We start from the raw sequence: 11,581 nt of genomic DNA, 5'->3' as shown, positions 1-11,581 counted from the left end.
AGCGCATTAAACAGATCGTGCCAGCTTTCGTTTCGTACTTGCACCTCGCCCTTTAAATAAATCCGCGCTTCGTATTTATCCTCCGGATTCTCGGTTCTTGTACCTTGCGCAACGAAACGCAGCGGCAAGCCATTGGCGTTCGCTATTCCCCTGTCTTGCAGCAGATTCGCGTAATCGCCGAGGCTGGGCCAATCCGTGAGTCCCGATAACGAAAATCCGGCGGGCCTGAGCGCCTCGAACATTGCGGAACGCATAAGGAACAACGGATCCCAGCCACCCGGCGTCAATTCATCCCTCCTTGAGCTTTGCGAGCCGCTCTTTTTCAGGGAGTTTCGCAATCTCCTTCACCGCTTGGTAAAACTTTGCAAGATTTCCTTCATTTTTCGCGAGCAGCTTTTGGAACTCGGGCACAAGCTGGGTATAGGTGGTGAGCGAAGCCAGGTAGGCATTATTCGGCACCGGCGGAAACCACTGGTCATAGCCGCTATAACCGCCCCATTTTTTCTTGAGCTCTGCGTATCCCTGCTTGAATTCGTTAAAAATCTGGCGCTTGTTTTCCCGCTTTTTTTCGTCGCTGATATCCGAGCGATAGAGCTCATCCAGCATCCTGCGGTATTTCATTACCAGCTGGATAAAATCGTCCTTTCTCTGTAGTGCGACATCGTGCGCTTGACGTTGCTCGGGAGTTCCATATTTTGCAAGCCAGCGCGATACGCCCTCCTCCTGCACGGTGACCGCAAATGATTCGTTAAACGTGGAATCGTCCTGCACGTACAGGACTTGGTGCGCAAGCTCATGGAAAATCAGACCCGCTACTTCGGTCTCCGGATCATAAATAAAAGTATTCAGTACAGGATCATTAAACCAGCCGAGGGTGGAGTATGCTGGAACGCCCGCCACATAAACGTCGTAGCCATCGATTTGCAGATTATCGGCAAAACGATATGCGTCACTTTCTGAGAAATAGCCGCGGTAGCTGACGCAGCCCGCAAAAACGAAGCACCATTCTTTCGGTTTTACCGAGAACTCGGGCGCTGCAAAAACGTTCCACAACACATAAGGCCGGCCCAGGTCTGCATAACTTCGGAAGCTGCGGTTGTCTGGAAGTGCGAGTTCGCGGCTCGCGAATTCCCGAATGCGCAAAACATTTTCCAGCCTGCGCTTAAGATCGGGTGGCGTGCTTGGATCAGACAGGACCGTTTCAATCGGCCGTTCTTTCTCCAGAATCCCCGTTTGCCCGCCGACGGACTGCAAGTAGTATCCCATATTGACGCAACTGCCCAATAGCGGCACGAGCAGAAGAAGAAATAAACGCTTGCGCGTTTCAGTGGTGCGCAAAGCGGCCACCCTTGAGGAAAGCGCAAATTTCGCGCGCGGCGCGGGAAGAGAACAGCATGCCCGAATGGCTAAGGTTCATCACGATGTGGTCCCTCATTCCTTTCAAGCGCGTTTCGTCAACCGTGACAACACCGTCATTGGGGCGCGGCAATCCGCGAATCAGCAGCCTTCCCAGACCCAGTCCGCGGTCTCCCGCAATGCCTCCGATCTCAAAGTTTCCCGCGATGCCGGAGTAATTTTCGTGGGCCAATGCGCTTGGCCCGAGCAGCCAGCGCCCCCCTGCGATCTTAGCCACCGCGCGCGCAGCGTAGCTGCCGTTGCAAGGCGCGCCCAACAGCACAATGCGCCCGATGCGCGCGTAAGCATTTTCTTTCAGCATTTGCAGGATCACCACCCCGCCAAGGCTGTGACCGAGCAGGTGCACAGTATTCGCGTCCAGCTCGGCGGCCGCGCGCGCGAGAAGCAGCGCGTTTTGCGAAAGTGTGGCGCGCGTCGAGTCGTACGAAAAACAGCTCGCCGCATACCCACGGCGTCCAAGCCGGTAAGCCAGCAAGCGCATGACCCAGCTGCTCACCCACAGCCCATGCACCACGATAACCGCTTCCTTTGGCCGCGCGGTCAAAGACATGTTGCGGCATCATTCAAAATTTTCGTTGCAGAAACGGCAGGAGTTCAGCGAGCAACGGCTCAGGCGCTTCTTCCGGTATGAAATGCCCGCTCGGCAGCGCTTTCCCCTCCACCCGCTGCGCTTTCTCGCGCCACGTCGCCAGGACATCGAATAAAGGATGCATGCGCCCGCGCTCGCCCCACAGCGCGAGTACTGGACAAGTAACTTTGCGGCCCAGGTCCTGTTCGTCCTGTTGATAATCAATGGTCGCAGCTGCGCGGTAATCCTCGAGGGTAGCGCGCTGCGTCCCGGGCAGTTTGAACGCGCGCAGATACTCCTGCATGACGGGCTCATCAATGGCTCCGGGCACAATACCCAATGCGCGGAAAACGAAGCGCAGAAAGGCTTCCGGCTGCGAGGCGATGAGTACTTCGGGCAAATCGGGAACCTGGAAGAAAAACCAGTGCCAGTAGGAAACTGCCAGTTCCTTGTTGGTGCTGCGGAACATCGTATGCGTCGGCACGATGTCAATCACGCACAGCCTCTCCACTGCATCCGGGTGATCAAGCGCAAAGCGATGCCCCACCCGAGCGCCGCGGTCATGGCCCACGACCGCGTAGCGCTTGAATCCCAGCCCTTCCATGAGCAACTTCATATCGAGCGCCATGGTGCGTTTGTCGTAGCCGTCGCGCGGCTTGTCCGAGTCGCCGTAGCCGCGCAGGTCGGGGCACACGACGCGGTAATTGGGCAACAGCTGCGGCACGATCTTGCGCCACATCAATGCGGTTTCCGGGTAGCCGTGCAGCAACAGCAGGGGCGGCCCTTCTCCCGCCGTCCAAACGTTAAAGCGCACGCCGTTGGCGCGCACCAGCTGCTGTTGCATCGCGTTCATGTCCCGTCCTCATTAACGCTTTCGATGCGTTCCACCCGGCGCCCGGTACTGAAATACCGGTCAAGAAATGCGCCCACGCCTTTCATCCACAAATCGCGGCTCTGAAACAAGCCGGTGTTGTGATCGCCGCGAATTTCCAGAAATTGTTTGGGTTCGCGCGCGGCTGCAAATAAGCGCTCGCCATGCACAAACGGGACGATTTCGTCCTCACGGCTGTGCAGGATCAATACCGGGCAGGTCACAGCCTGCAGATATTCCCGGGTGTTGTACTGATAACGCGTCAGCAGGCGCACCGGAAACATGTAATAGTGTTTTGCGGCCAGGTCCGGCACAGACGTTAAAGTCGAAGCAATAATCAGGGCGCGCGGCTTTACGCGGGCCGCCAACCAAGCGGCAACCGCGCCTCCGAGCGATTCGCCGTAAAGCACGATTGAAGAAGGCGCGATGTGCCGCGTTTCCAGTAGATATTTCCATGCCGCTTCGGCGTCCTGGTAAGTACCTTGTTCCGAAGGCTTGCCGCCGCTCTTGCCAAATCCCCGGTAATCAAAAATCAAGACCGAAAAACCCAGTTGCTGAAACATCGGCAGGTATTCGAGCCGGTGCGCAATGCTCCCACCATTGCCGTGAAAGAACAGCACCACGCCGCGTGCTTGCGGTGCCGGTACAAACCAGGCGTTGAGATTTTCCCCCGGTGCGCTAATTGTCGCCTGCTGATATTCCAGTCCGGCATCACGCGGGGTAGCGGCATCATGCCTGCCGAATTCCGGAAAGTAAACAAACCGCGACTGAAAAAAGAACAACAACAGGCACATTGCGAGGTAGGCAACCGCAACGGTAATCAGAATGTTCGAAATCATGCGCACCATTCGCTTCAGAAGTTACATCATCCGCAAGCCCGGCATGCCTACGAATCCGGGCAGCGACTGGATGCGCTTCATCCAGGAAAGCACCGCGGGATAGGGATCGAGAGGAATTTTGCCCTGTTCGGCAAGCGCCACATAAGGATAGCAGGCGATATCGGCTATGGTCGGGCGCCCCAGCGCCAGCCAGTCGTGCTGCTGCAAATGCTGCTCCAGGATTTTGAGCGCATTCTGGCCCGCCGCTTGCGCCTCAGCTAAATCGGCTTTGCGGCTAAATAGCACAATGGCGCGCGCGCGGGCCAAGCCGTACAGAATCTCGTTTTGCGCCATCGCCAGCCACTGCATGACTTCCGCCAAGCCTTCGGCATCCAGCGGCAGCCATTTTTCGCCGCCGAAACGGCGCGCGAGGTAAACCAGTATCGCGGTCGAATCCCAGATAGTTCGGCCTTCCGCTTCCAGCACGGGTATTTGTCCGCGTGGGTTGATCTTAAGAAACCATGGCTGTCTTTGCTCGCCTGCGGCTGAATTGACGCTTACCGTTTCATATTTCTGATTAAGCAATGCGAAAAACAGGCGAATTTTGTATGCATTGCCGGACAATTCCCGGTCGTAGAGCTTCATTGTGTTGCCTTTCTGTGTTTTCAAGGGAAATTATCCGCTAGCCGCCCTGGTTTGCACAACGTCCGAGCTGCGAACCGAGATATCAGGGCGCGCGCAAAGCTCGCGGCGCCGGGTCCGGGGGCAACATTAGCGGCTATTCGTAGTTGCAAACGAAATCGGTAAGAGCGCCAAACCGTCAAATACCCGGTGAAATCGGGAACCCTGAGCTGCTTGCTGCTTTATCCTCGCCGGTATGTATTGGAGTCGTATTTTCGACACTCCGAGCTTCCCCGATAGATACCCCTAAGGGTTCCTTGCCATAACTGAATTTTTCGCTTAGGCTATTGGCAGTTAGGCTATAGTTAGATTATGGTTAACGAATACTCCTCAAGTTATACGTTAAGGAGCTGTTTTAAAGGGAGACCCCAATGAATTCTCACAAATCGTTGCTATGCGCTTTGGCTTCGGTGTTCGTACTCTTGACAGCGACCTTGGCCCGCGCTGACGAGTATAGTGATTATGATCAGCCGTCAGGCGAAACCATGGGTGAGGACCTTGTCATTGTAAGGCCGTTAAGCTTGGTCGCAACCGTCCTAGGCACAGCTACCTGGATAATTGCCCTGCCGTTTACCATACCCAGTGGCAGTGTCGGAGCTTCGGCTAAGGCTTTAATTGTGGAGCCGGCGCAGTACACGTTTGGCCGTCCGCTGGGCCAATCGGAATCCAAACCCGTTCCTTACGTCCAGCGGTAATTAAAATTTAAGTCGTGTAATCGGGGCGATTGCTTAGCGAGGACCATCGCGGTTCGTTTTGCGCTTGTTTGCAGCATATCCGCAGAGCAATACCCCGCCCGTCACGAGCGCATATATCGCCCATACAGCGACCGGCCGGTGAAGCAAAAACTCCTTCAGTATCGGCTCGTCGGTGATCATTTTTGCGGCGGTCCACGCCAATACGCCAGCGCCAATATATATAAGCCCCGGAAAACGGTCGATCCAGCTCAGAAGGAGTGTGCTGCCCCATACCACAATGGGCACGCTGATCAGGAGTCCTATAATCACCAATAAAAAGCTATCGTGAGCTGCACCGGCCACGCCTAACACGTTATCAAAACCCATCACGGCGTCGGCGACGATAATAGTTCGCATCGCACCCCAAAAGGTATCAACCGCAGATTTCGAGTGCTTTCCCTCCCTGGCCGGCACCAGCAGGCGATAACCAATCCAAATTAGGAGCAGCCCGCCAACAAGCAACAAGCCGGGAATTCGAAGCAGCCAGACCACGAATAACGTCATTGCTGCCCGCACCACGATAGCACCCGCCGTTCCCCAGATGATGGCGCGTTTCTGCAAATGCTTGGCGACATTGCGCGCCGCAATAGCGATTACAATTGCGTTGTCGCCCGCGAGGATCAAATCAATAATGACGACAGCGATTAGCGCGGAGAAAAACTGCGCCGAGAACAGCTCCATGACGATTACCTCCTAGATATCAGCGATGGTTCCGCCCGCAAACGCCGGACGGACTTGGCGAAGGTCTCGCTTGCAACCGTTGCAGTTGTCAGCAAAACCGGGGAGGTAATCCCGTGCTGACGGCTTTGCTGTTGGTGGCCTGGCGCCACCATTAAGCTACTCCCCTTTGCAGGGCTCGAAGATTTTCACATGGTCGAAACCAAAAGGCAATGCTTGATTTATAGTCAAAGCGCAACACAGGATTTATAATGAGTCTCCGATCCTCAAGGTTCCGTCATGACAACTGCCGCAACCGCTTCGACCGCAAGCAGTGACCCGCTTGTGCTGCTGCGCGATGCAGACGGTGTAGTTACACTCACTCTGAACCGCCCTGCGCAATTCAACGCGCTCTCCAGCGCGCTCCTTACCGAACTGCAGGATGCGCTCGACGGCATTGCCGAGAATCATTCCGTGCGCGTGGTGGTCATTGCGGGAGCAGGACCGGCATTTTGCGCGGGCCACGACCTTAAGGAAATGCGAGCGAGTCGCGATCCGGGCGTTATCGAAGACCTGTTTAAACGCTGTAGCCGAATGATGATGACGTTGGTTGAGATTCCGCAGCCGGTCATTGCGCGAGTGCACGGCATTGCCACCGCTGCCGGATGCCAGCTAGTCGCAGGATGCGATCTCGCCGTCGCCTCGACTGAAGCGCGGTTCGCCACCTCTGGAGTCAATTTGGGCCTGTTCTGCTCCACGCCTGGCGTCGCACTCGGACGTGACATGCCGCGCAAGCAGGCAATGGAAATGCTCCTCACCGGAGATTTTATCGATGCTCAAACGGCGTTGAAGCAGGGATTGGTCAACCGTGTAGCGCCGCCCGCCCAACTGGACTCGGAAGTAATGAAGCTGGCTGCAGCGATTAAAGGCAAATCTCGCGCGGCCGTTTCCCTGGGCAAGCGAACGTTTTACAAGCAGCTGGAAATGAACATGGAACAGGCGTACCAGTACGCGAACCAGGTCATGGCTAGCAATATGATGGATGACGACGCTGCGGAAGGCATCGATGCGTTCATTCAAAAGCGCCCGCCAAAATGGCGCGAGGCAGACTGATAATAGAAGTCGGTAGCGCAGGCCTTTGTGCAGTAATCTTGGCGCTGCTCCCGTTACTCGCTTGGGCAGGCGGCTCGAACTATGGCATCGTTCCAGGTGCCAATCCAAATTTCGCCGGCAAGGTAACCGAATGGCCGGTGCCAACACCCAAATTCGCCCGCGATCCTGCGCCGGGGCCTGACGGCAATATTTACATTACCGTGATGCACGCCGACAAGATCGCGCGCTTCGACACCCGCACCAAGACCTTCAAGGAGTGGGATCTGCCGCGCGGCACGCATCCGCATGGGCTGCTGGTGGATAAGGATGGCATGGTGTGGTACACCGGCAACGGAAATGGCACTATTGGCAAGCTCAACCCTGCCACCGGCAAAGTGGCTGAATTCCAAGCGCCCTCGGGCGGGGACCCGCACACGCTGGTCACAGACGGCATGGGCATCATCTGGTTTACCGAACAGAGCGGCAACCGTATTGGCCGTCTCGATACGCACAACGGGCGCATCCGCGAATTCAGGGCATCGGGCAACCCGTACGGAATCGCACTAGACCGGGCCGGCAATGTGTGGTTCTGCGAAATCAGCGGAAATAAACTGGGTAGACTCAATGCTCAAACCGGCGCCATCGAGGAGTTTCCAATGGAGCCGGATTCGCATCCCCGGCGCATGGCGCTGGCGCCCGATGGTTCGCTGTGGGTCACGCTTTACGGCGCGGGCAAACTCGCGCGAGTTGAAACTGCCTCAGGCAAAGTCATCAAGGAATACACCCTCCCCGCCGGCGATGAAGGCGGGCCTTACGCGGTGACCGTTGACGGCGCGGGCATGGTGTGGGTTGATGAAATCAATACCGATACTGTGGTGCGGCTCGACCCGCACTCCGGCGCGATGCGCGTAATATCACTACCGTCAAAAAATGTCGGAATCCGAAAAATGATCGTGGATGCGCAGGGAAGGCTCTGGTATATGGGTAGCCACAACGGACGGCTCGGCGTCATTGAATAAGCCCGCCAAATCAATTTCAGATACGATTATCGCGACGCTGCGCACCGCCGGCACGCTCGGTTTGCTGTTGCTCACAGTGTTTCCCTGTTTAAATGCGGCCGCAATCGAGCTACCGCTTGATAAAATCAAACTGCCTCCAGGCTTTGCAATCAGTGTTTACGCGCAAGTCCCAGGCGCGCGCTCCATGACGCTGGGCTCCGATGGCACCGTGTTCGTCGGCACGGTTCGCGAAGGCAAGGTCTACGCAATTACCCGGGATCAGAAGGTGCATGTCATCGCCGAAGGTCTCAATGTGCCGAACGGTGTGGCGTATCGCCATGGCTCGCTGTATGTCGCGGAAATCAACCGCATTTTGCGTTACGACAACATCGAGGCCAGCATATCTGCACCCGCTAAGCCTATAGTTGTCAACGACAAATATCCCAAAGAGACTCATCACGGCTGGAAATTCATCGCCTTCGGCCCGGACGGCCTGCTCTACGTTCCTGTAGGCGCGCCGTGCAACATCTGCGAACCTGACCCCGACCGCTACGCGCTGATTTCACGCATCAAGCCCGATGGCAGCGGATACCAGGTTTTTGCGCGCGGCGTGCGCAATTCCGTGGGTTTTGACTGGGATCCGCAAACCAAGGAATTATGGTTCACCGACAATGGGCGCGATTGGATGGGGGATGATCTACCCTCGGATGAGCTCAATCATGCGCCCAAGGCGGGAATGAATTTCGGCTTCCCGTACTGCCACCAGGGCGACATTCCCGATCCTGAGTTTGGCGCCAAGCACAGCTGCAACGAATTTACTCCCCCGGCGCTTAAACTTGGCGCGCATGTCGCCGCGCTTGGAATGCGCTTCTATACCGGCACGATGTTTCCCGCTAAATACCGTAACGCAATTTTCATTGCTGAGCACGGCTCGTGGAACCGCAGCAAAAAATCAGGATATCGCGTGATGCTGGTCACGCTAAAGAACAACAAACCCGACAGCTACGAAGTATTCGCACAAGGCTGGCTGCAGGGAGAAAAAAACTGGGGCCGGCCGGTCGACGTGTTGAACATGCCCGACGGATCGCTGCTGGTTTCCGACGATCAGGCCGGCGTGATTTACCGTATCGGGTATCAGGTGCAATAACCTACTGTTACGCCCCCGGCGCGCGGTACGCTACCGATTTCTTGCATGCCGCATCTATTTCTTCCGGTGTAATCAGAGGGGTGATGGAAACCTGGGCGCCGCCCTTAGAGTTAATGACAAGACTCACCGCTGCGGCCGCAACTGCATCTGGCACGTCTATAATCGTAAACACGTCGGTCTCGCCAAAAGCGTAATAAAACGCTTCCAGTTTCCCGCCCATCCCCTGGATCGTTTGCGCCACCGCCGATCTCCTGCCGGAACCGCCTTCCTTGAGCAGCCCTTTTGTTCCTTCCAGCGTGTATGACGCTTTTATCAGATACTTTGCCATAGCGTACCTCCTGAAGAAAACGATTAAATATTACGGCCTGGCCTCCGGCCGCAAATTAAGAATTTTTTCGGCCCAGAACAAGCCGTTGATGGTTTTGCCGTCCGTTATTTTGCCGGCTTGTACCCATTCCAAAGCAGTGTCCAGTCCCACCTCGAGCACCTCAAGGAACTCTTCATCATCCGGCTGGCTTCCGCGGTGTGTCAAACCTTGAGCCAGATAAAACAACTGCCGCTCGGTCGAATAGCCGACGCAGGGATACGCAGAGGCGAGATAGCGCCAGGTCCGCGCAACAAAGCCGGTCTCTTCCAGCAGCTCGCGCTGCGCGCAAAGCAACGGATCTTCTCCGGGTTCTATCTTACCTGCGGGCAATTCATAGAAATGGCCGTGCAAGGGGTAGCGGTATTGACGCTCCAGCACCAGAGCGCCGTTATCGAGCACCGCGATGATCACGACCGCGCCCGGATGTATAAGATATTCACGGATGGTCGTTTTGCCATCGGGTAATTTTACCCGGTCTTCTTTCAATTCCAGAAATCCGCCGCGGTAAATCGTCTTCGAGGAAAGCTCCGTCTCGGTAAAATCGCTGTCGTTTTTTGGGGTTTTCATGGCATCAGAATTTTCTCCGGAGGTAATGATATTCAAATAAAGCATAAGCGAACGCCAGGAACCGGCACAAAGCCACAGTATAGGATCCCACGTCCTGATCATGCACCTTGCTGCGGTTCGTCTCCGGCAGAAAACCGGCGCCGCCGAAATAAAGCAGCAGGGTTTTCACCCGCCGCCAGAGCTTGCACTCACAACGAGTGGGCGATTGAATTCACACACAATGCCAAAAGCGGGTAAGGCAGGATGCCCAACAACAGCACGGCGAGCCCGTTGGCGCTCATCATGACACGCGCATCCGGCTGCGGCAGGATCGGCGCGCGGTCTTCCGGCTCGTCAAAATACATGAGTTTGACGATACGCAAGTAATAAAATGCACCGATGAGAGAAAATATCACCGCGGCAACGACCAGCCACACGTAGCCCGCCTCCAACACCGCCTGGAACACCGAAAGTTTGGCAATGAAGCCCGCCGTGGGCGGTATGCCCGCCATGGAAAACATGAGCAGCAACATCATAAATGCATACCACGGGTTGCGCTGATTCAGGCCCTTGAAATCATCCAGGTTCTCAGCCTCAAAGCCTTCGCGCGAGAGCAGCAGAATCATGCCGAAACTGCCGAGGCTCATCAGCACATAAATCAGCATGTAAAACATAGAGGAGCTGTAACCGTTCACGCTGCCGCTCAATATCCCTAACAGCATGAAACCCATATGTGAAATGCTCGAATACGCCAGCATTCTTTTGAGATTGCTTTGCGCGATGGCCGTGATGTTGCCGATCGCCATGGACAGCACCGCGAGTATAATCAACATCCCCTGCCAGTCAACAACCAAATCATGCAAACTGAAAACCAGTAGGCGCATTGCAAAAGCAAATGTTGCGAGCTCGGGTGCAGAGCCGATGAACAGGGTAATCGCGGTCGGCGCACCTTGGTAGACATCCGGTACCCACATGTGGAAAGGAACGGCGCCCAGTTTGAAAGCCACGCCGGCAACGATAAACACCAGCCCGAATACCAGCACCGTTTGGTGCCCGACCCCGTTGTGGATTGCCTGCGCCACTTTGGGAATGTCCAGCGAGCCCGTTGCGCCATATATCATTGACATCCCGTAGAGCAGCATGCCCGAAGCAAGCGCGCCGAGCACGAAGTACTTCATCGCTGCCTCGGTCGCGATAGCCGAGTCGCGCTGCAACGCCACCATCGCGTACAGGCTCAAGGACAGCAATTCCAGGCCCAGGTACAAGGGCAGAAAATGATTCGCAGAAATCATGACCATCATGCCCAGCGCGGCAAACAACGTAAGTGCGAAAAATTCGCCCCGAAATATTCCGCGCAACATTAGATAGGTGCGCGAATACACGAGCACAATCGCTACCGAAAGATACACCATCACCTTCAGTACGTCGGCCATCAGGTCGCCGACAAACATGTCATTGAAGCTGTATCGCACTTCGTAACTGCTTCCTGAAACGGTAATAATCGCGCAGCCAAGCAGAGTAAGCTGCGTGAGCGAATAGGTCAGGTAGCGCTTTTCATCGCTCACAAAAAGATCAAACACCAGAATGACCGAAACCATCACCAGGAGAAATATCTCCGGGTAGGCCGGCGCCAAATCGGGAAACGAAAACGTCATTTCACTTTACCCCTCGCACCTTACGTCTCAT

At 55.7% G+C, this 11,581-nt stretch carries 15 protein-coding genes; 4 read left to right on the top strand and 11 right to left on the bottom strand.

The features are described from left to right. From VLV32_12150 to VLV32_12125, 6 genes are all read right to left on the bottom strand, one after another. A partial coding sequence (locus VLV32_12150; protein ID HUL42636.1) for a DUF3025 domain-containing protein occupies nt 1-287 on the bottom strand: 287 nt, incomplete at its 3' end. A gap of 1 nt (nt 288) precedes the next feature. Beyond that, a complete protein-coding gene (locus VLV32_12145) occupies nt 289-1,338 on the bottom strand; it encodes an aminopeptidase (protein ID HUL42635.1) in 1,050 nt (349 codons plus the stop codon). Beyond that, the gene (locus VLV32_12140) at nt 1,325-1,966 is read right to left on the bottom strand and encodes an alpha/beta fold hydrolase (protein HUL42634.1); all 642 of its coding nucleotides are present in this window, start codon (nt 1,964-1,966) and stop codon (nt 1,325-1,327) included. Before VLV32_12140 ends, VLV32_12145 begins: the two co-directional genes overlap by 14 nt. Before the next feature lie 13 nt (nt 1,967-1,979). Beyond that, complete coding sequence (locus VLV32_12135; GenBank protein ID HUL42633.1) at nt 1,980-2,837, bottom strand: alpha/beta hydrolase; 858 nt, start codon at nt 2,835-2,837, stop codon at nt 1,980-1,982. Next, the gene (locus VLV32_12130) at nt 2,834-3,694 is read right to left on the bottom strand and encodes an alpha/beta fold hydrolase (GenBank protein ID HUL42632.1); all 861 of its coding nucleotides are present in this window, start codon (nt 3,692-3,694) and stop codon (nt 2,834-2,836) included. The genes VLV32_12135 and VLV32_12130 overlap by 4 nt, the downstream gene beginning before the upstream one ends. A gap of 21 nt (nt 3,695-3,715) precedes the next feature. Further along, on the bottom strand, nt 3,716-4,342 hold the full coding sequence (locus VLV32_12125) for a glutathione S-transferase (protein HUL42631.1): 627 nt from the start codon (nt 4,340-4,342) through the stop codon (nt 3,716-3,718). A gap of 383 nt (nt 4,343-4,725) precedes the next feature. Here VLV32_12125 and VLV32_12120 point away from each other — a divergent pair, with 383 nt between their 5' ends. Beyond that, nucleotides 4,726-5,049 (top strand): hypothetical protein, encoded by a 324-nt coding sequence (locus tag VLV32_12120; protein ID HUL42630.1) that lies wholly within the window; start codon nt 4,726-4,728, stop codon nt 5,047-5,049. 33 nt (nt 5,050-5,082) lie between these two features. Here the strand turns inward: VLV32_12120 and VLV32_12115 are convergent, their stop codons facing one another. Continuing rightward, nucleotides 5,083-5,769 (bottom strand): TerC family protein, encoded by a 687-nt coding sequence (locus VLV32_12115; protein ID HUL42629.1) that lies wholly within the window; start codon nt 5,767-5,769, stop codon nt 5,083-5,085. A gap of 276 nt (nt 5,770-6,045) precedes the next feature. Here VLV32_12115 and VLV32_12110 point away from each other — a divergent pair, with 276 nt between their 5' ends. The 3 genes from VLV32_12110 (at nt 6,046) to VLV32_12100 (ending at nt 8,982) form a co-directional block, all read left to right on the top strand. Then, nucleotides 6,046-6,858: an enoyl-CoA hydratase gene (locus VLV32_12110; protein ID HUL42628.1), complete on the top strand. Its 813-nt coding sequence runs from the start codon at nt 6,046-6,048 to the stop codon at nt 6,856-6,858. Beyond that, nucleotides 6,840-7,856, top strand: a complete 1,017-nt coding sequence (locus VLV32_12105) for a hypothetical protein (GenBank protein ID HUL42627.1) — start codon at nt 6,840-6,842, stop codon at nt 7,854-7,856. The genes VLV32_12110 and VLV32_12105 overlap by 19 nt, the downstream gene beginning before the upstream one ends. Nucleotides 7,857-7,917: 61 nt before the next feature. Further along, a complete protein-coding gene (locus VLV32_12100; protein ID HUL42626.1) occupies nt 7,918-8,982 on the top strand; it encodes a sorbosone dehydrogenase family protein in 1,065 nt (354 codons plus the stop codon). A 7-nt stretch (nt 8,983-8,989) separates the two neighbouring features. Here the strand turns inward: VLV32_12100 and VLV32_12095 are convergent, their stop codons facing one another. From VLV32_12095 to nuoN, 4 genes are read right to left on the bottom strand one after another with little or no spacing between them, the layout of a single operon-like run. After that, nucleotides 8,990-9,310: a GYD domain-containing protein gene (locus VLV32_12095; protein ID HUL42625.1), complete on the bottom strand. Its 321-nt coding sequence runs from the start codon at nt 9,308-9,310 to the stop codon at nt 8,990-8,992. Nucleotides 9,311-9,340: 30 nt separating this feature from the next. After that, nucleotides 9,341-9,916 carry an NUDIX hydrolase gene (locus tag VLV32_12090; protein HUL42624.1) on the bottom strand — a complete coding sequence of 192 codons (576 nt, stop codon included), beginning with the start codon at nt 9,914-9,916 and terminating at the stop codon, nt 9,341-9,343. A gap of 4 nt (nt 9,917-9,920) precedes the next feature. Next, nucleotides 9,921-10,085 (bottom strand): hypothetical protein, encoded by a 165-nt coding sequence (locus VLV32_12085; protein ID HUL42623.1) that lies wholly within the window; start codon nt 10,083-10,085, stop codon nt 9,921-9,923. 19 nt (nt 10,086-10,104) lie between these two features. Continuing rightward, nucleotides 10,105-11,550 carry an NADH-quinone oxidoreductase subunit NuoN gene (nuoN, locus tag VLV32_12080; protein HUL42622.1) on the bottom strand — a complete coding sequence of 482 codons (1,446 nt, stop codon included), beginning with the start codon at nt 11,548-11,550 and terminating at the stop codon, nt 10,105-10,107. Between the last annotated feature and the right edge of the window lie 31 nt (nt 11,551-11,581).

It is taken from the genome of Burkholderiales bacterium (assembly GCA_035518095.1).
GTDB lineage: Bacteria > Pseudomonadota > Gammaproteobacteria > Burkholderiales > JAHFRG01 > JAHFRG01.
This window is presented reverse-complemented; position numbering and strand designations above follow the sequence as displayed.